The sequence below is a fragment of the Vibrio jasicida CAIM 1864 = LMG 25398 genome (assembly GCF_000400365.1).
Lineage (GTDB): Bacteria > Pseudomonadota > Gammaproteobacteria > Enterobacterales > Vibrionaceae > Vibrio > Vibrio jasicida.
Window position 1 is genome coordinate 20,380 of sequence record NZ_BAOG01000008.1, and the last position, 22,889, is coordinate 43,268.

The window sequence follows — 22,889 nt, forward strand, 5'->3', positions numbered from 1 at the left end:
TAAAAGTTGGCACATTCCTTTCATTGCATATATCACGAACCAATGAGAGGGCGAATTATGAAAAGGACATCACTACTACTTGGGTCTCTAATAGCGAGCGCTTATGCACAAGCGGCGCCATTTGACACATGCCCAAGCAAAGCGTACCTATTCCAATCAACCCCGGTTCAAATCTATGGCGTCAATTTGGTTACAGGTTCTACGACTCTTTTAGAGGACGACACAGGTTTGGCTTCGGGCATTAACGGCGTAGGCTTTAACTTCACTGACCGTTATATCTACGGCTACGACACCACAAATAAAGAGATTGTTCGTCTTGGTCAAGACTTCCAAGCAGAGACGCTTGATGTTTCTGGTCTTCCTGCCGACCACACGTTTTACGTAGGTGACGTTTACAACCACGTCTACTACTTGTACCGCAAAGGCAAAGGACTTTTCTCCATTGACCTTTCTCCACTCGATTCTGATCCAAATGCGACATTGAGCATCGTGAAAATTAGTTCAACAGCGACGGTGAACCTAACCGACTTTGCATTCCATCCAAGCGACGGTTCCCTTTACGGCATCGACAATAATTCTGGAGTGCTGTACCAGTTCAACCCATCGAATGGTAATACGACTGCGATAGGTGATACAGGCGAGTTAGGCACATTTGGTGCTGGCTACTTTGATGTAAACGGCAACTACTACGTGTCACGTAACCAAGATGGCAAAATCTATCGTGTTGACCTTTCGGAAGGCAACGCAGCCAATATCGCAGCGGGCATTGTTCCTGCGGTCGAGTTTGTTTCTAACGGCCCAAGTTCAAGCCAAAATGACGGTGCTCGATGTGCCAATGCGCCTGTGATTGACGAAGACGATCCGATCGATTTTGGTGACGCACCGGACACTTACAGCACAACGCTTGCTTCAAATGGTCCGCGTCACGAAGTCGATGACGTTACTTGGCTGGGGTCTGTTGGTCCAGACGGTGATTCTGATGGGCAAGCAGACGACAACGCAGTTGGTGCTGCCGATGAAGATGGCGTTGGTTTTGTTGCTGCACTCGATCCTGGTTTGAGCTCCGTTGTCGAAGTAACTGCATCAACAACAGGCTATCTATCCGCTTGGTTTGACTGGAACCGCGATGGTGACTTTGATGATGATGGCGAGCAAGTCTTCACCAATGAGCTTCTCGCTGCGGGTAGCAACTCCCTTCCATTTGTTGTTTCTACCGCTGCGACCGCCGGTTCAAGCTGGAGTCGTTTCCGTTTTAGTCAACAAACTGACCTTAACTATGATGGTGGTTCAACATCAGGCGAGGTGGAAGATCACCCAATCACAATAACGGCTAATGGTTACGCTGTGGAGCACTTCCCAGCAGTAGACGATTACGCATCCGTTGCTTATGAAGACAACTGGCCATATACAGCGGACTATGACATGAATGATGTCGTTGTTGACCTACAAATCACAGAAACCACGTTGGCTGGTCATGTCGAAAACATCAAAATCTCGGGCAAATTGGTCGCTTACGGTGCCACCTATAAAAATGGCTTTGCTATTCGATTACCTGGTGTATCACGAAGCAGTATCGAAACCTCATTGACAACACTGACATTTGATGGTGTTGAGCAAGCGTCAAACGGACTGGAAAGCATCTCTGATGAAGCAATATTTATCATTGGTGAAGACATGAGTGTTCACGCCGCCAGCAGCGGTGGATGTACTTTCTTTAGAACCGAATCTGACTGTGATACCAATACTGCACTGTTGGATTTTACCCTCAACATCTACTTTACAGAAGGTTCTGATCGCTCTGCGATAACCGATATGCCATACGACCCGTTCATCTTTGCAACACCAAATACTTACCATGGCGACGGCATCACTTTCCAACCAGGTCGTAAATGGGAAGTGCACTTACCCGGACAAGCACCAACTGAGCAATTCGATACATCCTTATATGGCCGAGGTGTCGATGCAAGTTTGAATGGCTCAAACAACTACTTCAAAACAGCCACTTACCTTCCTTGGGCTCTACTTATTGTAGAAGACTGGGAGTGGCCTTTAGAACGAATTGACATGGTTGAAGCCTACCCTGCATTCCAAACTTGGGCTGAGTCTGGAGGTACAGAGAGCGAAACCTGGCACCAATCACCAACAGCCGACAAGTGCTACAACCGTCCATAGGGAGATAATATTATGAAATACTTAACCACAATCATTATGGGATTAGCACTAACGGCATGTGGCGGTGGCGGCGGTGGTGGAGGCGGCAGTAGCAGCGACGATGATAGTTCAACACCACCACCAGCACCACCTCCAACAACAGTGACGGTTCCGGAAGAAGAGACCACCATGCAGGATTTAGTGGTACCAGAAGGCTTCAACTACAACCCAGTGAAAGAAGGCACACTTAGTGTCGATATCAGTGGTTTCTCTTCTCAACGTGCGCATTTAAGCTTGTATAAGGACTTCCAAGAAGACGGCGCAGGTAACTACAAAGCCAATTACCCCAGCAAAGTGGCTTCTATACCCTTGAGCAATGGCCAAGCAGATTTTGATTTCAATATCTCTGACAGCCAAGGTGATTTACTGGTCGAGATTTGGTTTTACGATGGCACTGACCCAATTCGACGAGTTATTTCCACCAGTGATACGAGCTTAACGTTGTAGTCTCTGACCAAACCGAAAGGTAATAACGGTACGAACAACAAGCTTTACCGCAAAATTGTCCATACTTTAACTTAAAAATCGCATCGTTCTTTTGAACATGCGATTTTTTTATTGTAAAACAGAAGGATTACTGAAGATGCGGGAAAACACGTTGGACAACCCCAAAACCTACATTTTTGTCTTTTCAGGTACCATACTGCTGTTAGTTTTTGCGCTTTGGTTAACATCATCAGAGAAAAACCAAACCGTCACTACAACGGTGATAAGTAATACATTAACTCAATCGCTTGACGGACAACGCCGATACTTAACCATCGATTTACCTGAACAAGGTCAAGCACCTATCTCGGTCCCTGTAACGGTAAATTGCCCAGTAGGTTCAACGGTGACATTCAACCAAACCACAGGTTCTCTCTTCGAGCAGCCGCTCACATTTTTGAAATGCGAATAAGCCTATTCTGCTCATTTATACAACGGCTTCATGCCATGGTAAGGAAGCACAAAACATGCAAGCACTGATTACTGTCAATGAATTACAACCACTCTTAGGTAAACCAAACCTTAAGCTCTTAGATGCGAGCATTGCTTTTCAAATTCCATCCGAAACAAAGAAAATTCAGAACCAATGGATTTCTGGTACGCAGCGTTTTGATTATGACAATAACTTTTGTTTACCGAATTCCCCCCTTCCCCACATGATGCCAACGGAAGCTGACTTCAATAACCGCGCACAACAGTTGGGGCTGAATAACGATGATCTCATCGTGATCTATGACAACTCAGGTACGCTAGCAGCACCAAGAGCATGGTGGATGTTAAAAGCAATGGGGCATAACAATGTTCGTGTTTTGAATGGCGGTTTACCCGCTTGGATTGACGCGGGTTTCCCCGTCGTAGACACACTTGTACAACCCAAAGAGCTAGGTGATTTTTCTGGCAAATTGGATGAAAAGGCATTTTTGGATGCCCAAGCGGTTCTTGGCCACTCAAATCACCAAAGTGCAAATATTATTGATGCTCGTTCCAAGGCTCGTTTTTTAGGTGAAGTGCCAGAACCTCGAGAAGGTCTACGCAGTGGGCACATTCCGCATGCGGTTTGCTTGCCGTTTCAAGAACTATTAACGGACGGTCACATTAAGCCAAATTCAGAGTTGCAACAGATATTTAGCGAACTAACAATAAATAATGATAAATCAATCATTTTCAGTTGTGGTTCTGGTGTCACTGCGTGCATTTTGTTACTAGCAGCGTATCAACTAGGCATGCAAAAACTATCGGTTTATGACGGGTCATGGACAGAATGGGGCGCAGACCAATCCCTACCTATCGAGTGCTAATTTAGGAGCTATCAAAATAATATGATCGGATTAAAGAAGAACATTTGGACGCTGTACATAACGCTTTTCGCAATTAGCGTCGGTTTGTTTTCTTTATTTGGTCATTATCACTACGAATCCACCCTCGATAAATACAAAGACAAGCAGCTCTTACAATTGGAGCTGTTTGCTTCATCGGTCGATTCACTCTTTAAAGCACAAGAAACCCTTCTTGAAGTTGTCGGTCATCAGCTTATTGAGCAAAATGACTTCACGCGCACCGCCTCTCTTCAGATGCGTCCGCTGCTAGACAATCTTATGAGTATCCACCCAGCAATCGCTGCATTTGGTTTAACAAACCCTCAAGGAGATTATCTTGCAATAAGCTCCAACTTAGATTTGCAAAAACTAAAGAACCTCAATCAAAATCCGCAAACCAAAGACACATTCATTGCCGCACTTGAATCTAATCATATGGTCGTTGGACGCACGTATTTTATGCCTGCTCTCGATTCATTGGTGATCCCAATTAGAAAAGCAATTCGTGATAAACAGGGACGAGTCACTGCTGTAATGACGGCAGGCTTCAAAATGAATTCTTCCTTGGTCTTTAGAAATGATATTCATGCCAACGAGCACAATCGCGTTTCCCTAGTACGTGAAGATGGCTACTTAACGTTTACATCCGCAGAGCAGGCGACGGTTTACAGTTATAACCATCCTGCTGATGGCCATAAAAAATCAATCGTTTTTGAGCAAGTAGACAAAAAATATGGCTGGAGCCGAGATACTGTCAAGTCACTAGCGAGCGCGGTAAATATTGTTGCAGATGACCCTAGAATCAATCAACTCGTGACGTTAAAGTATTTGCCTGACTATAAACTTTGGGCTTCTTCATCTACTGATCTCAGATATATCCAAAGTGGATTCTTTGAGCAATTCGCTCTTTATTCCATCGTATTCATTTTCATTCAAGCTGGTTTTTATGCGCTCGTCCGCTCCATTGCGAACAACGAATTGGCGACGCGAGAGAAACTCTTATATCAAGCGCACCATGACCACCTCACTCTCCTGCCCAATCGTGAATATTTGCGAACCCACATCGGTCGCTGGCTAGGAGGGGCTTCCAACCCTTTTACTCTGATGTTTATTGATGTCGATAACTTTAAATCGGTCAACGACACACACGGCCATGAATTTGGCGACGAAGTGTTAAAACAAATCGCTCAGCGCCTAAAAACGTTTGAAGCGGAAGGACGATTGATTATCCGAGAAGCCAGTGATGAGTTCATCCTTCTTGTCAATCTCGTAGATAAAGCCAGCATCAATACGCTTGCTAGCGATCTCATCGCTTATTTATCCGAACCTTACATTGTTAAAGACAACCAATTCTTACTCAGTTGCAGCATTGGTATTGCACTTTACCCATCCCATGGCAACAACCTAGATGCACTGCTTCGCTCAGCCGATATTGCGATGTACCAAGCGAAAAAAGAGCGAAACACCTACAGCTTGTTTGACCAACAGATGCATGTAAAGCACTTGCACAAAATGCGCATCGAACAGCGTTTAAGGCTAGCCATCGAGAGACAAAGCCTGTTTATGGTTTATCAGCCTCAACTGAACGTAAATGGACAGGTTTATGGCGTGGAAGCGTTGATTCGCTGGCAAGACGAAGAGCTTGGTTTTGTACCACCCAATGAATTTATTCCTTTGGCCGAAAGCTCTGGTTTAATGGTTCGTCTGGGAGAGTTGATAATAGAAAAAAGCCTTATTGATATGGCAAGGTTGATGGCAACTTCACACCAACCGATTCAAATGTCGATCAACATATCGGTCAAGCAATTTATTCAGGTGAACTTCGTCGACAATCTCCTTGCATCGATTGAAAAACATGGTGTTGACCAAAATCGAATTACGTTGGAGATAACCGAAAACTTGTTCATTGAGGATTTAGACAAGTTCGCACCGATTTGCGAACGCTTACACCAATTAGGCTTTAAAATTTCACTGGATGACTTCGGTACAGGTTACTCTTCTTTGAGTATGCTGAAAGCCCTTCCAATTGATGAGGTAAAGATTGATAAAAGCTTTGTCGATAACATCGAAGAGGATGAAAAAGCCCTCAACATGGTGCAAAACATCATCGCCATTGGTAAGAATTTTGGTATGAAGGTCTTAGCGGAAGGTGTAGAAACAAAGCAACAACGTGATCAGCTTGCTGTTTGTGGTTGCGACCTAATCCAAGGCTACTTCTATTCCAAACCACTGCTTTTTGAGGCGTTGATAGAATTTGCACAACAAAGCAGCAATGAAAAAGCCGTCGCAGAATAACAACGGCTTGTTTTCATTATTCCCCTAGTGTCATCGTAAACCAGCGAAAAAGATGCCTTCGAATGCTTACTTCTGCATTTCTTTATACATCACTTCGACGAGCTCACCTTTCGGATCGCCAGACAGCTCCCAAGTAAAAATACCGCCGAGTTTTGCTTGTTTAGCCCAATCTGCTTTGGCTTTAATTGAACGCTGATCTTCAAACGAAATAAAAACTTTCTTATCTGGATTCCACAAATAAGGAGCTTGTGATTGCTCGTCATATTTGTATTCGTAACCTTGCTTAGCACTGTAGTTCTTCATCAAATCCCAGAACATGAAATAGCCATTCTCACCAGTACCAAACTGCGCACCTTGTTCTGAAACCAAATCCTGTGTCGGCAAATCACCTGAGAAGTCTTTAGTCCCTTGCCAGCCGCGTCCATAGAAAGCAGCGCCAATCACCAACTTCTCACTAGGGATACCCAGTTCAATCATCTGGTTAATGAAAACATCTGCGCCCATGCCCCACCAGCTGCGTTCGGTAGCGTGCAAGTTAGTCGTATGTCCAGTTTGCTGACCCCAACCACCTAGGAAGTCGTAAGTCATTGCGAACATATTCGTTAGGTAAGGTTGTGCCGCTTTCCAATCAATGCCTGCCGCTTTTGAACCAACGCCCACTGCCGTAGAAAGCTCATATTCGCGTTTTGTTTGTTTCGCTAATGCATCTAAGTCACCACGCATGGTTTTTACAAGATAAGTGAATGCATCACGTTCTAACGCTTTCTGCTCATCGGTCAGTTTGGTATCAGGGTTCCAAGGCGATGTGGTTAAACCGCCGCCACCTGGGTATTCCCAGTCAAGATCGATCCCATCGAAGAAATCGTATTGAGCAATTAACTCGACGGCCGTTTTTGAGAACTGATCCATCGCTTGCTTGTTCTTCGCCATTGCGTGAAACGGTTCAGACATGGTCCAGCCACCAAAAGAAGGCAGAATTGTTAAATCAGGATATTGCTTCTTAAGCTCGGCGAGTTGAGCAAAATGCCCCTTGTAAGGCACTTTGACAGAAACTGGGCCAAAATCTTTCTCAAGCGCGGCTTCGGTATCAACAAGAATCGCGGTGTAAGGTTCTTTGCCTTCGCATTGTTTGGCAACGAGCTTTTGAACCGTTTCCGACGCACCAGTATGAGGACCACACATGCTTAAAAATGCGTAAATAATATGGGTAAGGTTGTCCGCTGGGATGTCTTTCACTGTGTATGGGTTTTCAGCATTCGCGTATTGCCAATCAGCGAAGTAGCCTGCAACGACCTTTTGCTCAGCTTGAGCAACCCCAGTTAACCCCGTAAATAGTGCAGCTGCGAGAAGTGTTTTTTTCATGGTTTCCTCCAGAGTAATCAATTCCAAATTACTCCTGAGGAATATTTTTAACTTGCAAACGAAATCAGGCTGCGAGTGATCTATAAATCCTCGCAGCCTGATTACATAAGTTGCATATTATTTGTGCTAAACCTCTGATGCTTCGCTATCGTGCATTTGCTCATCTAAGTTCAAAACGGTAAGTGCGTTACTCACACTCGTCGCGATAACATCAATAACTCCAGTTCTCAATGCTCCTAGTAGCGCAAGAGGTTTACTGTTTTCTGCGGCAATGGCGATGACTTCAGCAATGGGGCGGAATTCATCAATCCCTAAACCTATCACTCGATCGCTCATGACAGTGTTTGCTACGTTCCCATGAATATCAAAGAAATCATATCCAGCAAAGTCTCCGACAACACCTTGCATCAATCGTGATTGCACGACTTCATCTGGAGTAAACCAACCAAGGTCAACCATGTAACTGTTTTCACTCATATCGCCGATGCCTACCAAAGCGACATCAGCTTTACGTGCAAGATCTAGCGTTTGTTTGACCGTCGCGTTTTGCATAAATGCAACTTTTTGCTCTCGGTTTTCTGCATAAGCTGGGGCGTACAAGGTTTCAGAAGTGCCACCGTATTTCTTCGCAAACTGTCGGCAAATATGGTCGGCGTTAAACATACCACCACGCGGGTGAATACCACCGATGCCACACACGAATTTACAATCTCGCGGGGTAATTACACCAACGTGATGTGCGACAGAAGATACGTTTCGCCCCTGCCCTACAGACACCACCATGCCATTTTTGAGCGTGCTGGTTAAATAGTTAGAAACCAAGCCCGAAACCTGCAACCGCTGTGCTTCTTCATTCGGCTGGTCGAGCGCAACCAATGCTCGCTTAACACCAAATCGTTCAATTAGACGTTGTTCAATTTTGGCGCTAAATACTGGGTGATACTTTACGGTAATTTCGACAATGCCTTCATCACGTGCCTGTTTTAGCATTCGGCCAACTTTGGCACGTGAAATCGCGAATTTTTTTGATATTTCTTCTTGCGTCGCACCATCCTGATAATAAGCAACGGAGATCTCCGTCAACAAGTCTGTGCTTTCAATAGAAATATCTTGGTTAGAACTGCTCATGGTTTTTCTCGCCCTTTTAGAGGATCGACATTGTATGCGGTAGTGAGCATCTGCTCATTGACTTATCATATGTTACCTAGCAATTTTAACGTTACATTTGCTCACTGCAATAACATTTTCTCAGTGGCGATTTATCACTTTTAGATGACTGTTCAAGCCTTGAACAATAAGGGCAAACGTTTAATTCGTTCAACGACTAAACATCCAAGAAAAAAACGTTGATGAAGTTCACTATAAGTCAGCTTCCCCAATTGACTTTCGGCATGGATAGGATAAATATGGACACATCATTTACTCAGCTACCGATCATATGTTCAGGGCAAATGTTCGGTACCGAAATTTTCCGTAGTTGGTTGAGCAGATGTCTCGTTAATTATGATGAGACGATTGGCCGACTCGCTTGCAAATGCACAAGCTGTGGTTCAGATAACCACACTTAAGCCCATTTATATAGGATGATCGATTATGAGCAACAAGTTAGAGCAACTTCGTAAACTAACGACTGTAGTAGCGGACACTGGTGAAATTGACGCAATCAAAAAGTACCAACCAGAAGATGCGACAACTAACCCATCTCTTATCCTAAAAGCGGCTCAAATCGAAGAGTACGCGCCTCTGATCGATGCTTCTATCGAGTACGCAAAAGCGCAAAGCAATGATAAAGCACAACAAGTTCAAGACACTTGTGACATGCTTGCTGTAAACATCGGTAAAGAAATTCTGACAACGATTCCAGGTCGAATCTCAACAGAAGTAGACGCTCGTCTTTCTTACGATACAGAAGGCAGCGTGGCTAAAGCTCGCCAGCTTGTGAAAATGTACAACGATGCTGGCATCACTAACGATCGCATCCTAATCAAACTAGCTTCTACTTGGGAAGGTATCCGTGCTGCTGAAATCCTAGAGAAAGAAGGCATCAACTGTAACCTAACACTTCTATTCTCATTCGCACAAGCTCGCGCATGTGCTGAAGCTGGCGTATTCCTAATCTCTCCATTCGTTGGTCGTATCATGGACTGGTACAAAGCGAAAGAAGGTCGTGACTTCGAAGCATCTGAAGATCCAGGCGTAATTTCAGTAACTGACATCTACAACTACTACAAAGAGCACGGCTACAACACGGTTGTTATGGGCGCAAGTTTCCGTAACATCGGCGAGATCCTAGAACTTGCTGGTTGTGACCGTCTAACTATCGCTCCTGCTCTTCTAGCTGAACTAGAAGCGGCTGAAGGTGAAGTAGTTGAGAAGTTGGTTGACTCTAAGGGCTCGAAAGAGCGCCCAGCGCCAATGACTCATGCCGAGTTCCTATGGGAGCACAACCTAGACGCTATGGCAGTTGAGAAAGTAGCAGAAGGTATCCGCAACTTCGCCGTTGACCAAGGCAAACTAGAAGACATGATCGCAGCTAAGCTGTAATCACACAGAATTAAAAAAGGGGAACGTTTGCGTTCCCCTTTCAATTTCCAATTCCAATATTGAAAGACTGGTAGTTATTATGGACCGTAAAAATCTAGCTAATGCTATTCGTGCACTAAGCATGGATGGTGTACAACAAGCAAACTCTGGCCACCCAGGCGCACCTATGGGTATGGCTGACATCGCTGAAGTACTTTGGCGCTCTCACCTGAACCACAACCCATCGAACCCAGAGTGGGCTGATCGTGACCGTTTCGTGCTATCTAACGGTCACGGCTCTATGCTGATCTACTCTCTACTGCACCTCGCAGGCTACGAGTTGTCTATCGATGATCTTAAGAACTTCCGTCAGCTTCACTCTAAAACTCCTGGTCACCCAGAGTACGGCTACGCACCAGGTATCGAGACAACAACTGGTCCTCTAGGTCAAGGCATCACTAACGCAGTTGGTATGGCGATGGCTGAGAAAGCGCTAGCGGCACAGTTTAATAAAGAAGGCCACGACATCGTTGATCACTTCACTTACGTGTTCATGGGCGACGGCTGTCTAATGGAAGGTATCTCGCATGAGGCATGTTCTCTTGCTGGTACGCTAGGCCTAGGTAAACTGATCGCATTCTGGGATGACAACGGCATCTCTATCGACGGTCACGTTGAAGGTTGGTTCTCTGACGACACGCCTAAGCGTTTTGAATCTTACGGCTGGCACGTTATCCCAGCAGTAGATGGTCACGATGCTGAAGCAATCAATGCTTCTATTGAAGCTGCTAAAGCGGACCCACGCCCTACGCTGATCTGTACTAAAACCATCATCGGTTTTGGTTCACCAAATAAATCTGGTTCGCACGACTGTCATGGTGCACCACTAGGCGCTGAAGAAATTGCAGCGACACGTAAACAACTTGGTTGGGAGCACGGTCCTTTTGAAATTCCGTCGGAAGTCTACGCAGAGTGGGATGCGAAAGAAGCAGGCGCAGCTAAGGAAGCAGCGTGGAACGAGAAACTTTCTGCTTATGAAGCAGCATACCCCGAGTTGGCGGCTGAGTTTAAGAGACGAGTAAACGGCGACCTACCAGCGGAATGGGAAGAGAAAGCAAACGCAATCATTGCTGATCTTCAAGCTAACCCAGCGAACATCGCATCACGTAAAGCATCTCAAAACGCACTAGAAGCGTTTGGTCAAATGCTTCCAGAATTCATGGGTGGCTCAGCTGACCTAGCGCCTTCTAACCTAACCATGTGGTCAGGTTCTAAATCTCTAGAAGCAAGCGACTTCTCTGGTAACTACATTCACTACGGTGTACGTGAATTCGGTATGACAGCGATCATGAACGGTATCGCACTACACGGCGGTTTTGTTCCTTACGGCGCAACGTTCCTAATGTTTATGGAATACGCTCGTAACGCAATGCGTATGGCTGCTCTGATGAAAATTCAGAACATCCAAGTTTACACGCACGACTCTATCGGTCTTGGCGAAGATGGTCCAACTCACCAACCAGTTGAACAAATTGCATCTCTACGCCTAACGCCAAACATGAGCACATGGCGTCCATGTGACCAAGTTGAGTCTGCGGTAGCTTGGAAACTTGCGATTGAACGTAAAGATGGTCCGTCGGCTCTTATTTTCTCTCGTCAAAACCTAGCGCAACAAGAACGTACAGCTGAGCAAGTTGCAGATATCGCGAAAGGTGGTTACATCCTGAAAGACAGCGATGGCAAACCTGAGCTGATTCTTATTGCGACAGGTTCTGAAGTTGAACTAGCAGTGAAAGCAGCTGAGCAACTAACGGCTGAAGGTAAGAAAGTACGTGTTGTATCAATGCCTGCGACAGACACCTTCGACAAGCAAGACGCGGCTTACCGTGAATCAGTATTGCCATCAGACGTAACAGCACGTATCGCTATTGAAGCGGGCATTGCTGACTTCTGGTACAAGTACGTTGGCTTCGATGGTCGTATCATCGGTATGACAAGCTTCGGTGAATCTGCACCAGCTGACCAGCTGTTCGAAATGTTTGGCTTTACTGTAGAAAACGCAGTAAACACAGCAAAAGAACTGCTAGCTTAATCGCTTAGTATTATCAGTTTTCTCTATTGCGAATGTGAAAACTGAAAAGCCCCGCTCTCTGCAGCGGGGCTTTATTTTATCTATCGATTATCTATCGATAACGAATCCTAAAGCATCTAATCCAAGTTACTTCTCTTCAAACTGAATCGCAATTCGATAGAAGTCTTGTACTTGCTCTTTCAATTGTTGGCTGTTTTGCTCAACGGAGTGCGTCGCTGCTAAGTTCTGCTCTGCGGTAGAAGCAATCGAATGAATGTGCTGATTCACATCGCTAGATAACTGGAGCTGCTTATTCGCGGAATCAGCAACGTTGACCATTAATCCGCTCATGCTCTGCATCATTTGCTCAACTTCAGACAGGCGTAATGCGCTCTGTTCAGCGACCTGTGAGCACGTGTCCGTTTGATCTTTATTGGCGATAATGTCTTTTTGCCAGCTTTGAATCGTTGCCAGCATCGCTTCAATGGAAGCTTGAATTTGATCCGTCGCATTGGAAGTCCGTCCGGAAAGGGCTCTCACCTCGTCAGCAACGACGGCAAATCCACGTCCTTGCTCACCCGCTCTTGCTGCTTCAATGGCAGCATTCAACGCAAGTAAGTTAGTTTGGTCAGCAATCCCGCCAATCTCTTCCATCAATTGGCTTACCTTCTGAGCTTGGTCACTCAACTGATAAGTGGTCTCCGTGGCTTTTTCTGCTTGTAAGCTCAACTGTGACAAATTGATATGAGTTTGATCGATGGTTTCTTTCGCCATTAGACAAGACTTCAGTGTGTCATCGATCAATAGATGCGCGTCATGGGTGCTCGATGACACTGAATTGGCAGACGCTTCCATCGAATCCGCCGCATCGCGAACTTCATGAATGTCTTTATTTTGCTGTGTCAATGCTGTGAGTACTTCTGCCGTAGTATGACTAAGCTCTTCTGCGCAATTTTGTAATGGCATTGCTGAATCGGTCATTCGACCAAGTACCGTACGAATACGAGCCGACAGCATTTTGATATGAAAATCAGCGATAGAAAACGGCTTATTACCTGAATACACTAAACGACTTACACTGTCATATTGCAACTGAAGTTTCTTAAACTGTTGTGGCGTATCAATGAGTTCTTGACGGAAAAGCAATGCCAGAACCCCTGCAGGCAGTAATGACGCCAGCCAAGCTAGAGGACCATCTAGAGCTAAAGCGAAGCTCGTCATTGGCGCAACAAGTGCACCTAAAAGAATGCCATAACGCAATGTTTCATTGAGCTTTAACGACCAAGTTCTGCCAGACTTCTCTGCTTTCAACAGTCCCTGATACGCTTTAGCCGCAATATCTACCCATTCTCGCTTAGGTTTCACTCGAACCGATTGGTAACCTACAACTTCGTGTCCTTCATAGATTGGCGTTACATAGGCATCCACCCAATAATAACCGCCTGACTTAGTTTTGTTTTTCACAATACCTCGCCAAGCTTTTCCTTGTTTCAAACGTGTCCACATATCGCCGAATGCCGCTTTAGGCATATCACTATGGCGTACAATGTTATGGTTTTGACCGAGTAATTCTTCAGAGGTGTATTCAGCAATTCGGCAAAACGCATCGTTGCAATAAGTGATCACACCTTTTAAGTTTGTGGTAGAAACCAATTCATCGGTTTCTGAGAAGAGCGTTTCTTGAGCTTTGAGAGAAGATTGGGCTGACATAGATAGACTTCTATAATTATTATTAATTGCGACAGGTTGTATACACGAATGTTGTTTTTATTACAAAATGCTAGAGAAAAAATCTTACCGATGCGACATTTCAAGCCTAAAAAACTTACTTAGATAACAATAATTAACCAGCAAATCTAAACAATGTGAACTTCTAGACAAAAAAGACCCGGTTATAATGACCGGGTCTTATAAATTTCTATTAACGGTTACGCAGCTTGAGACTGAGTATCGTTATTCGCTTTAAGCACGAACACCACCATCACGAAAATAACAAACGGAAGTACATATAGGTTTAGATTTTGCCATCCCACCGTCGACTCCAACCAACCAGAGAGCAATGCAGTAATCGTCACGCAACTGAATACAAAGAACTCATTGAATGCCTGAGCTTTGCTTTTGTTCTTAGCCTCATAACTTTGGCTAAATAAGCTTGTTGCGGCGATAAACATAAAATTCCAGCCAACCCCAAGTAAAATCAACGCCGTGCTGAAGTGCCAGATTGAAAGGCCATGCATGTTGATCGCAATACACGCAATAAACAAAACGCCACCAGCTAATATCAACTTCTTAGCCCCAAACTTCTCAATCAAACTTCCGGTGAAGAAAGCCGGCACAAACATGCCTAATACGTGCCATTCAATAACACCTGCCGCTCTCGTGAAATCGAAACCACAACCAATCATCGCAAGTGGTGTCGCGGTCATAAGAATGTTCATTACTGCATAAGCCACCATGGCTGCCATCACGGCAATCATGAAGTTTGGCTTTCTAATGATCGCAGTAATCGAATCTGGCTTAGTATCAATTGACTGTGCGTGAGCCGGAGGGAACTGAATAGTTTGTAGCAATATTAAGGCCGTAACATAGAGCACAATCAAAACAGCAAAAGCACTGATATAGAGCCCGCCATCCGACCATTGTTGTGAATAAACCGCTAAGTTTGGTCCTAATACAGCCGCCAATACGCCACCAGCCATAGATATAGAAATTGCTCTATGCCTTGCAGATTCATCACATACTTCAATGGCAGCGAACCGATATAAAGTGCCAAAACCGATGCCAATACCCAACAAAAAGGTAGCAGTACAAAAAAGAGTGAAGTTTTGTTGTGACAATGCGTAAGTCGCCAACGAAGCACCAAGAATACCAATGACGTTACCGAGGCTAAAGCCCAGTCGTCGTCCCAGTTTCCCCATAATTAAAGAAGCGGGAATCGTTGCTGACATTAACCCTAAAAATTGCAACGCGACAGGTAGAGTAATCATGCTTGATGACGGGGCAATTTGTTTACCGATCAGGGCAATAACTGAAATCAGTAAGATGTTTCCTGTCATGAGCAAAGCTTGGCAAAGTGACAGCAACCAGACGTTTCTGTTCATCTCATTCCTTGAGTAATTCTAATCTATGCAAATACATTAGCGGATTTGGTCCATAAATACATGAGATAGTTGCATACGGTTAAGTACAATGAACGCGCAATTATGACAACCAATAACTCCAAAGCGCTCAGAAATGAAAAAAGCCAGCGCTGTGCTGGCTTTCATTCATTTCAAGCTTATTGGCTTATTTTGCTCGACGAGCTTTAATAGAGTCTGATAGCTGGCGTAGAACCGTCTCAGTATCTTCCCAACCAATACAAGCATCGGTAAGCGATTGGCCATAATTTGCGACCTTACCATCCACAAGATCCTGACGACCTTCAACAAGATGCGATTCAATCATCACACCGAAGATCGCGTCTTCACCACCAGCGATCTGTTCTGATACATCATCAGAAACCAACATCTGACGTTTGAACTGCTTAGAGCTGTTGGCGTGGCTAAAATCAATCATCACTTTCTTAGGTAGACCCGCAGCATCCAGTTCATCCTTAATTTGAGCAACGTGCGCCGCGCTATAATTCGGCTCTTTACCACCACGGAGGATGATATGACAGTCTGGGTTACCTGCTGTTTCTACGATTGCAGAATGGCCGTATTTAGTAACAGATAAGAAGTGGTGAGAAGCGCTTGCTGAGCGAATCGCATCGCTCGCGATCTTAATGTTGCCATCTGTACCATTCTTAAAGCCAACAGGGCAAGACAGGCCAGAAGCAAGTTCGCGGTGAACCTGAGACTCTGTCGTTCGCGCACCAATCGCACCCCAGCTGATAAGATCCGCAACGTATTGTGGCGTGATCATATCAAGGAATTCGCTCGCGGTCGGTAAGCCCATATCGGTCAGATCAAGAAGAAGCTTACGGCCAATGCGTAATCCGTCATTTAACTTAAATGTGTCGTCTAAGTACGGGTCGTTAATAAGTCCTTTCCAACCTACCGTTGTACGTGGTTTCTCAAAGTAAACACGCATCACGATTTCTAGTTGGTCGCCGAGTTCATCACGCAACACTTTTAACTTTTTACCGTACTCTACCGCCGCTTCTGGGTCATGAATTGAACAAGGGCCAACAATGACAAGTAAACGGTCGTCTTTGCCTTCCAGAATGTTGTGAATGGCATTTCGGCATTCAAAAGTAGTCGAAGAAGCAGTTTCAGTTGCCGGAAATTTTTCTAATACTGCAACGGGTGGCAATAGCTCTTTTACTTTATTAATTCTTACATCATCAGTTTGAAACATTACTTCTACTTCCTAGTTACTATCCCTGACCCACTATTTTGACCCAACTTTACTCAGTGCAACATTGTTCACAAAGCAAGCAATAACAAGGGCTGTAGGCTCATTTAATTGTGTCGATGGAAGTAACTTATCGACTTCACAGTAGACTTGCAATCACTTTTTCTAAAAAAATGCAAATTAACACCTAACGTTCATTTCAAAACACAGCGTACATTTAAGTTTACGAAAAAAGTTCAATAAAATTAGTTATTTTCTTAAAAATTTAAAAATCTTGTCTACAATGTAAGAAATATCAGAAGTTTGTGAGGGAGTTCGCGACTAAAAGTGTAGCAAGATCTAAGATATTGTTGCTTGATGTTAAATTAAATGACTATTAAACTAATTTCTTATAACTACCTAGTTTTACTCAAATTGTTAAAACAAAGTAGAAGTTAATATGCAATCAATACAAGGAAACATTATGAACAAAGTAGCAATTGCAGTAGCAGCAGTGGTAGCTGGTGGTTTAATGAGCTCTGCTCATGCTGAGATGTATATCGGGGGCAAAGTAGGCATGACTACTTTAGATGATGCTTGTTATCTAAACAGCCCTTGTGATGATGATGCTTTCGGCGCCGGAATGCACATCGGTTACGATTTCACCGATATCATTGCACTTGAGTATGGCGTTGATTACTTGGGTGACTACAAAGCTAACTTCAAGTCAGGGGCTAATGCTGTAGATACTATCGACGGCGATCTATGGGCACTAACACTTGCACCTAAATTCAACTGGCATCTAAACGACACGTGGAACCTATTCGCGAAAGTTGGTGGTGCTTACATGATTTCTGGTGACGAAAAAGACATCGTGCCTACAGGTTCACTTGGTGCGGAATACACCATTGACCGTAACTGGAGCGTTCGTGCGGAATACCAACGCTACCAAGACATCTCAGACGACGTTCTAGATGATATGGATGCTAACTTCTTCGGCATCGGTGTTAACTACAAATTCGCAGCAGCACCAGTTGTAGCGGCAGTAGTAACAGAAGAGGTGATGGAAGAAGAACCAGTAATGATGACGAAGACGCACCAAGAAGAGTACGGTACAGGTACGTTTGAATTCGACAGTGCAACACTGACTGATTCAGTGTCTGAGCGTCTAGATAACTTCGTTAATTTCTTGAACGAATACCCACAAGCTCAAGTTGAAATTACTGGTTACACAGATAGCTCTGGTCCAGCAGCTTACAACCAAAAACTGTCTGAGCGTCGTGCTCAAGCGGTTGCTGATTACCTAATCGCAGCAGGTATCGATGCAGATCGCTTCACAGTAACTGGTATGGGTGAAGAAGATCCAGTAGCTGACAACAGTACTCATGAAGGTCGCGAACAGAACCGTCGTGTTGTGGTACATGTACCTGAGTTCCAATACGAAGAACTGTCTCAACCTGAATAAGAGTTCCTACTCTGATTTAGTCTAAGGGATGCTTCGGCATCCCTTTTTACTTGCTTCAATTCCTCGCTTTATGCGTCTCATGTTAACGACGCTAATCAGGCACCACATAGCTCTCTAGCCTTAACCATTTCCACAACTTAACGCTTAGATCTTATCCAATCGACACACTCAAACCATTTTAAAACCTTCTTCTTGAACAGCTTTGTCGTCTGAACAACTCAAGACTTAAACAACCCTCAACACTCTTTATCTCTCACCTCGATTCCAAACGAACTTATACTGTCAAGATGGCCTAGAGCTCTCTTTTCGATATTCTTTTTTTAGGTTCTATTGACCTTTCGAGCTAATTTTTTGCAGAGAATGGTTTGCTGTTTATACAAGACAGAGACTTCTTATGTAGCTGGCCTACATAAGAAGTCAACAACGTAGTAGAAGTACCGCCGCACCGAAGATTGGTGCGGTCAGTCAGTCGTTAGAAGAAGAGTTTTACACAGAGAACAATGAGCCTAAGTAATGGTCAGCTAATAGTGCAACGAACAGAGCAAGCAAATGGTAGATAGAGAATTTGAACGTTTCCATCGCACTATTAGGCTGTGGAGAAAACTTCAGCTTCCACGCGTGGTACACAAAGCCCGCATTGAGTAATAAAGAGGAGAATAGATAGACAAAGCCGGCCATGCCGACTAGGACCGGTAATATACAAACTAACGTCAACAACACAGTATACAGAAGGATCGAAGTTTTGGTGTATTCAATACCATGAGTGACAGGCAACATCGGGATATCCACTTTTCGATAATCTTCTACCCGATGTATTGCCAATGCCCAAAAATGGGGTGGAGTCCATATAAAAATGATCATCACAAGCAGCCACGCGTTGGCATGTAATTCGCCAGTAACCGCTGTCCACCCTAACAAAGGCGGCATTGCGCCCGCAATCCCCGCAATCACTATGTTCTGTGGAGTAGCGCGTTTGAGATACATGGTGTAAACCACCGCATAACCCAACAAACTTAAAAACGTCATCCAAGCAGTGAGCGGATTAATTAACGCATATAAAAGAACAAACCCAATCAAACCTAAAGCGCTAGCAAACATGGCAACGGACAAAGGATTCGTGTCACCAGAGGGCAATGGACGCTTATGTGTTCTCGCCATACGAGCATCGATACGTCGATCAATGAGGTGATTAAACGCCGCTGCAGAACCTGCCATCAAACCAATTCCTATCAACCCAACCATCGCTTGCATCCATGGGAAGTTAACCACTGGCGCGAGGATCATTCCGACTATCGCAGTGATTAACATTAGTGCGACAACCTTAGGTTTAGTAAGCTTTAGGTAGGTTGAACCAATCTTCTTACCGCTTTCAAGAGGTAATGTGATTTCTTTACTCATAGCGAACTCCTTTCGCTTGATGACTCCAACGAGATTTCCCTTGCCATAGATAGAACTGACTGACACAAATAAGCGTTAGCATAATAGCCGCTCCTAGGTTGTGTGCTACTGCCACATAGATAGGAAGTTGGAACACAACATTGCTTACGCCCAATAGGATTTGGCAAAACAAAGCTAAGCCAATCCATACACCCAAGCGTTGAGAATGGTGTGAGTCTTGTTTTAATAGTAATACGCAGTAAATCAGCACAACACATGCGGTAATGATGGCACCAATACGATGGCTGACATGAATTGTCATTCGTGCTGGGTAATCTAGAACACCAAACTCATAGTTATCAAACCCTGTTTGCCAGAAAGAAAACGCCTCTTTCCAAGATAAGTAACTGGTCCAGTTCCCCTCACAAATCGGTAAAGCGGTGCACATAAGAGCAGCGTAGTTGGATGATGTCCAACCACCAAGCAGGACCTGTGTTAACACTACGCCAAAAGCGATCAAGGAAAAGGTTCTCACGTTTTTTGAAGATGGCGAAAAGTAGAGGCTGTTCTGAGATTTAATCTGACAATAGAACACCGCTTGGAGAGCAAGCAATGTAAATCCGCCCAGTAGGTGCAACATAACAATCACTGGCATGAGTTTTAAAGTTACGGTCCACATTCCCAATGCTGCCTGACCAATAACTAAGACGCAGAGTAGAATCGGAATCGTCGCATCAACACGTTCAGCCCTAACGGCAACAATCGCCATCATCAAAATTACGAGCCCTAAGGTGCCCGCAAAATAACGATGAATCATCTCCAGCCAAGCCTTTCCGTGCTCCACTGCACGTTCTGGAAATAACGCATTCGCTCGAGAAACTTCAGCATCGGTTTGAGGAACGAGTAGTTGACCGTAACATCCCGGCCAATCTGGGCACCCCAAACCTGCATCAGCCAGTCGCGTATATGCGCCTAACATGATGACCACAAGAGTAAGACACAGGCTGAACCTAACCAAACCATTTAACGTCATATTGCCCCTCCCTAGCCTACACGTGACAACTTCAATAGTTTTCGTAAGTCCGCCAAGACGTCCTTACTTAACCGCACCAAATCCTCATTGGCCTCAGGTGTATAAGCCATCACAAGTTGCCCTAATGGATCAACGATCAACATTTGCCCTGCTTGGACTTTTTCCGACAACGAATCATTCATTTGCATCACTATCATCGTTTCGCTCGCACTTGCTGACTGCTTTGATGTCCAGATAACTGGGACGACTCGCTCTTGGTACTTGCCCAACGCAATATGACTCTGCTGCATGAGGTGAAGTTGTTGCTGACACTGTTCTTGGCAATCAGAAGGCAACACATAAGCCAATTGCCACCCTTTTTCACTCAGAGGCGATGTCTGCCCCAATTGTTCAAATGTGGTATAGGGCTCCACCAGCTCACCTCTATTAGTCACACCCGTTTCATACCAGCCTTGACTAAGCACTACTTTGGCAATAATTGCCGGGAGAGCAAAAAGGACAATTAGCGACAACAGTACAATTCTTCCTCTCGTGACCGCTGATGTCATACCTCACCTCCTTGTGAGCGTGAACTTTTGAACCATCGAATGAAGATCATTACAGTGATAAGCAGAAATACACCCGCCATAACAAACCATTGAAAGGAGTAACCAAAATGCTTAGCACTGGTTAATGGCAAAGGATTCCATGGGAAAGAATACGACCATCGGACTAAATTGTTTGGCTGTACGACGGTTGGCATTAATTCGACATTGAGCAACTGGCTCAGTTGATTGATGTTGAGATTTTGGACGCGTATCGTATCGCCAACTTCTGCCATTAAGTCGGAACTCAAAGGGTTCATCGATTTGCGATATAAACGTCCAGTAACCTCGTAAGGGGCTTGTAAAGTTTCCACTTTAGGTAGCACAGAGCGTGAAGCTTCCCCTTTGACAAACCCTAACTCTAGGAGGGTCAATGTGGTTGGGTCTTGGGTCAAGGAAACGACTTGAAACGCTAAATACCCCACTGCCCCTTCATACGTCTGGTTATCTAAAAGGATGACCGGAAGTGCCTCCGGAGTCACATTGGCTTTCACCTTAATGCCAATCACACTCTCCTCACGCCAATCATTGTTCTCCAGTACAGTGCGCATATCCTGATAAGGTGCATTCGCTCTTGCCAAAATAGCTTGCTCTAAAAGCTGCTTTTCGTTACCACGTTCGAGCTGCCAGAAGCCCAGTTTGACCAATAGAGAAAACACGACCACAGTTAAACAAACAGCAATCCAAACCCATTTCGATAACATCAAAAACGAAACCGGAGGTGCCATGTCCACCGTATTTCTGTTCAAATTAACGCTTGTCCTTTTGCTGCTTTTCATCATCTTTAACCTCGCAAAAGCGCTTATCGAAATGGTTCGCGAAGACCCAGAGGATTCATCGAAAAAAGGCAAACCAATGAGCCATTATCTCGGTCGTCGTGTCATGTTTTCTGCGTTAGTCGTGATACTCCTTCTGATTGCTCTAGGGGCAGGCTGGATCGCCCCTAACCCTCGTCCTTACTAGTTTTACAGGACATAAACAAAAACAAATAAACACAGCCAAACCACATCTACAAAGTGCCAATACCAGCTGCCCGCTTGGAACGCAAAATGGTTTTTAGGTGAAAAGTGGTCCTTGGCGATGCGAAACAGCAATACGATGAGGAAAATGGTACCGAGGCACACGTGCAAACCATGGAAGCCCGTGAGCATAAAGAAGGTATTGCCATAAACGCCCGATTGCAGTGTCAGACCAATATCTTGATAGGCGTGGGCATACTCGACCGCTTGGTAATAGAGGAAGAAACCCGCTAAGACGATGGTGATCTCCAACCAGACAATCAGCGCCGTTCGCTTATCTTGTTCTAAGCTGATGTGTGCCATATGTAACGTAATCGAAGACAATAGCAGCAAAATCGTATTGGTTAATGGAATGCCTTGCCACGGCATTGCTTGAGTCGTATCACCACCCGGCGTGGTAGTGAGCGGCCATATCGCCTCGAAAGCTGGCCACAGCACTTCATGAGTCATGGCATTGTTATCTGCGCCACCTAACCAAGGCACGGAAATCATTCTTGCGTAGAACAGAGCACCAAAGAACGCACCAAAGAACATGATTTCTGAAAAGATGAACCAGCTCATCCCTTGTCGAAATGAACGTGTAATTTGCGCGCTGTACTTTCCGGTAAGGGATTCGGTGATGACGTTACTGAACCACCCGGCCAACATGTAAAGCAAAAACAGCATACCAACCGCAAGAATAATGCCGCCTAGCGTCCCAACCGCACCGTCACTTTGAGTGCCTTGAACGGTCATTCCAGCACCGACAGCGACAAGGAATAACGCAAATGCACCTACAATAGGCCAACTGCTTTGTGCGGGAACATAATAGGTATCAGGCTTGTTACTCATGA

Annotated in this window: 19 protein-coding genes; 9 read left to right on the plus strand and 10 right to left on the minus strand. The window is 44.8% G+C overall.

What is annotated here, in order from left to right; all coding sequences use genetic code 11:
- The first annotated feature begins 57 nt into the window (after nt 1-57).
- The 5 genes from VJL_RS02315 (at nt 58) to VJL_RS02335 (ending at nt 6,308) form a co-directional block, all read left to right on the plus strand.
- Nucleotides 58-2,172 (plus strand): LruC domain-containing protein, encoded by a 2,115-nt coding sequence (locus VJL_RS02315; protein ID WP_038875371.1) that lies wholly within the window; start codon nt 58-60, stop codon nt 2,170-2,172.
- Between the two features lie 12 nt (nt 2,173-2,184).
- Nucleotides 2,185-2,658: a hypothetical protein gene (locus tag VJL_RS02320; protein ID WP_038875374.1), complete on the plus strand. Its 474-nt coding sequence runs from the start codon at nt 2,185-2,187 to the stop codon at nt 2,656-2,658.
- A gap of 151 nt (nt 2,659-2,809) precedes the next feature.
- Complete coding sequence (locus tag VJL_RS02325) at nt 2,810-3,109, plus strand: hypothetical protein (protein ID WP_038875508.1); 300 nt, start codon at nt 2,810-2,812, stop codon at nt 3,107-3,109.
- Between the two features lie 55 nt (nt 3,110-3,164).
- Entirely contained in the window at nt 3,165-3,995 is an 831-nt protein-coding gene (locus VJL_RS02330; RefSeq protein ID WP_038875377.1) for a sulfurtransferase, read from the plus strand.
- Nucleotides 3,996-4,016: 21 nt separating this feature from the next.
- Nucleotides 4,017-6,308, plus strand: coding sequence for a bifunctional diguanylate cyclase/phosphodiesterase (locus tag VJL_RS02335; protein ID WP_038875379.1), 2,292 nt, complete (start codon nt 4,017-4,019; stop codon nt 6,306-6,308).
- Nucleotides 6,309-6,374: 66 nt separating this feature from the next.
- On the opposite strand, the gene VJL_RS02340 is transcribed toward VJL_RS02335, so the two are convergent.
- Together VJL_RS02340 and VJL_RS02345 are read right to left on the minus strand one after the other, a co-directional pair.
- A complete protein-coding gene (locus VJL_RS02340) occupies nt 6,375-7,670 on the minus strand; it encodes a glycoside hydrolase family 18 protein (RefSeq protein ID WP_038875383.1) in 1,296 nt (431 codons plus the stop codon).
- A 126-nt stretch (nt 7,671-7,796) separates the two neighbouring features.
- A complete protein-coding gene (locus VJL_RS02345) occupies nt 7,797-8,798 on the minus strand; it encodes a sugar-binding transcriptional regulator (RefSeq protein ID WP_038873779.1) in 1,002 nt (333 codons plus the stop codon).
- 465 nt (nt 8,799-9,263) lie between these two features.
- On the opposite strand from VJL_RS02345, the gene tal reads away from it, so the two are divergent.
- Together tal and tkt are read left to right on the plus strand one after the other, a co-directional pair.
- Complete coding sequence (gene tal, locus VJL_RS02350) at nt 9,264-10,214, plus strand: transaldolase (RefSeq protein WP_038873776.1); 951 nt, start codon at nt 9,264-9,266, stop codon at nt 10,212-10,214.
- 79 nt (nt 10,215-10,293) lie between these two features.
- The gene (gene tkt / locus VJL_RS02355) at nt 10,294-12,285 is read left to right on the plus strand and encodes a transketolase (protein WP_038875387.1); all 1,992 of its coding nucleotides are present in this window, start codon (nt 10,294-10,296) and stop codon (nt 12,283-12,285) included.
- A gap of 126 nt (nt 12,286-12,411) precedes the next feature.
- Here tkt and VJL_RS02360 read toward each other — a convergent pair whose 3' ends face one another.
- The 3 genes from VJL_RS02360 to aroG all read right to left on the minus strand — a co-directional run bounded on the left by VJL_RS02360 (nt 12,412) and on the right by aroG (nt 16,602).
- Nucleotides 12,412-13,974: a methyl-accepting chemotaxis protein gene (locus tag VJL_RS02360; RefSeq protein WP_038865349.1), complete on the minus strand. Its 1,563-nt coding sequence runs from the start codon at nt 13,972-13,974 to the stop codon at nt 12,412-12,414.
- Nucleotides 13,975-14,192: 218 nt separating this feature from the next.
- A complete protein-coding gene (locus VJL_RS02365; protein ID WP_038875390.1) occupies nt 14,193-15,365 on the minus strand; it encodes an MFS transporter in 1,173 nt (390 codons plus the stop codon).
- A gap of 184 nt (nt 15,366-15,549) precedes the next feature.
- Entirely contained in the window at nt 15,550-16,602 is a 1,053-nt protein-coding gene (gene aroG / locus VJL_RS02370; protein WP_038875393.1) for a 3-deoxy-7-phosphoheptulonate synthase AroG, read from the minus strand.
- Between the two features lie 460 nt (nt 16,603-17,062).
- Between aroG and VJL_RS02375 the strand changes: the two genes are divergently transcribed.
- Nucleotides 17,063-18,043 (plus strand): OmpA family protein, encoded by a 981-nt coding sequence (locus tag VJL_RS02375; protein ID WP_038865343.1) that lies wholly within the window; start codon nt 17,063-17,065, stop codon nt 18,041-18,043.
- 486 nt (nt 18,044-18,529) lie between these two features.
- On the opposite strand, the gene cyoE is transcribed toward VJL_RS02375, so the two are convergent.
- From cyoE to VJL_RS02395, 4 genes are read right to left on the minus strand one after another with little or no spacing between them, the layout of a single operon-like run.
- A complete protein-coding gene (cyoE, locus tag VJL_RS02380) occupies nt 18,530-19,441 on the minus strand; it encodes a heme o synthase (protein WP_038875395.1) in 912 nt (303 codons plus the stop codon).
- The gene (locus tag VJL_RS02385) at nt 19,434-20,453 is read right to left on the minus strand and encodes a COX15/CtaA family protein (protein WP_038875398.1); all 1,020 of its coding nucleotides are present in this window, start codon (nt 20,451-20,453) and stop codon (nt 19,434-19,436) included. Before VJL_RS02385 ends, cyoE begins: the two co-directional genes overlap by 8 nt.
- Before the next feature lie 11 nt (nt 20,454-20,464).
- Nucleotides 20,465-21,001 (minus strand): redox-active disulfide-containing membrane protein, encoded by a 537-nt coding sequence (locus tag VJL_RS02390; protein WP_038875401.1) that lies wholly within the window; start codon nt 20,999-21,001, stop codon nt 20,465-20,467.
- Nucleotides 20,998-21,765 carry an SURF1 family protein gene (locus tag VJL_RS02395; protein WP_038875403.1) on the minus strand — a complete coding sequence of 256 codons (768 nt, stop codon included), beginning with the start codon at nt 21,763-21,765 and terminating at the stop codon, nt 20,998-21,000. Before VJL_RS02395 ends, VJL_RS02390 begins: the two co-directional genes overlap by 4 nt.
- On the opposite strand from VJL_RS02395, the gene VJL_RS02400 reads away from it, so the two are divergent.
- A complete protein-coding gene (locus VJL_RS02400; protein ID WP_005425979.1) occupies nt 21,764-22,000 on the plus strand; it encodes a DUF2909 family protein in 237 nt (78 codons plus the stop codon). The two genes, VJL_RS02395 and VJL_RS02400, sit on opposite strands and share 2 nt — an antisense overlap.
- A gap of 2 nt (nt 22,001-22,002) precedes the next feature.
- On the opposite strand, the gene VJL_RS02405 is transcribed toward VJL_RS02400, so the two are convergent.
- The gene (locus tag VJL_RS02405) at nt 22,003-22,887 is read right to left on the minus strand and encodes a cytochrome c oxidase subunit 3 (protein WP_009706156.1); all 885 of its coding nucleotides are present in this window, start codon (nt 22,885-22,887) and stop codon (nt 22,003-22,005) included.
- Between the last annotated feature and the right edge of the window lie 2 nt (nt 22,888-22,889).

Coding starts and splice junctions, on each gene's coding strand:
- VJL_RS02365 (WP_038875390.1), bottom strand. CDS start 15,365: ATGAACAGAAACGTCTGGTTGCTGTCACTTTGCCAAGCTTTGCTCATG.
- VJL_RS02330 (WP_038875377.1), top strand. CDS start 3,165: ATGCAAGCACTGATTACTGTCAATGAATTACAACCACTCTTAGGTAAA.
- VJL_RS02395 (WP_038875403.1), bottom strand. CDS start 21,765: ATGGCACCTCCGGTTTCGTTTTTGATGTTATCGAAATGGGTTTGGATT.
- VJL_RS02320 (WP_038875374.1), top strand. CDS start 2,185: ATGAAATACTTAACCACAATCATTATGGGATTAGCACTAACGGCATGT.
- cyoE (WP_038875395.1), bottom strand. CDS start 19,441: ATGAGTAAAGAAATCACATTACCTCTTGAAAGCGGTAAGAAGATTGGT.
- VJL_RS02400 (WP_005425979.1), top strand. CDS start 21,764: ATGTCCACCGTATTTCTGTTCAAATTAACGCTTGTCCTTTTGCTGCTT.
- VJL_RS02360 (WP_038865349.1), bottom strand. CDS start 13,974: ATGTCAGCCCAATCTTCTCTCAAAGCTCAAGAAACGCTCTTCTCAGAA.
- VJL_RS02375 (WP_038865343.1), top strand. CDS start 17,063: ATGAACAAAGTAGCAATTGCAGTAGCAGCAGTGGTAGCTGGTGGTTTA.
- tal (WP_038873776.1), top strand. CDS start 9,264: ATGAGCAACAAGTTAGAGCAACTTCGTAAACTAACGACTGTAGTAGCG.
- VJL_RS02345 (WP_038873779.1), bottom strand. CDS start 8,798: ATGAGCAGTTCTAACCAAGATATTTCTATTGAAAGCACAGACTTGTTG.
- VJL_RS02315 (WP_038875371.1), top strand. CDS start 58: ATGAAAAGGACATCACTACTACTTGGGTCTCTAATAGCGAGCGCTTAT.
- tkt (WP_038875387.1), top strand. CDS start 10,294: ATGGACCGTAAAAATCTAGCTAATGCTATTCGTGCACTAAGCATGGAT.
- VJL_RS02335 (WP_038875379.1), top strand. CDS start 4,017: ATGATCGGATTAAAGAAGAACATTTGGACGCTGTACATAACGCTTTTC.
- VJL_RS02405 (WP_009706156.1), bottom strand. CDS start 22,887: ATGAGTAACAAGCCTGATACCTATTATGTTCCCGCACAAAGCAGTTGG.
- VJL_RS02390 (WP_038875401.1), bottom strand. CDS start 21,001: ATGACATCAGCGGTCACGAGAGGAAGAATTGTACTGTTGTCGCTAATT.
- VJL_RS02385 (WP_038875398.1), bottom strand. CDS start 20,453: ATGACGTTAAATGGTTTGGTTAGGTTCAGCCTGTGTCTTACTCTTGTG.
- VJL_RS02340 (WP_038875383.1), bottom strand. CDS start 7,670: ATGAAAAAAACACTTCTCGCAGCTGCACTATTTACGGGGTTAACTGGG.
- aroG (WP_038875393.1), bottom strand. CDS start 16,602: ATGTTTCAAACTGATGATGTAAGAATTAATAAAGTAAAAGAGCTATTG.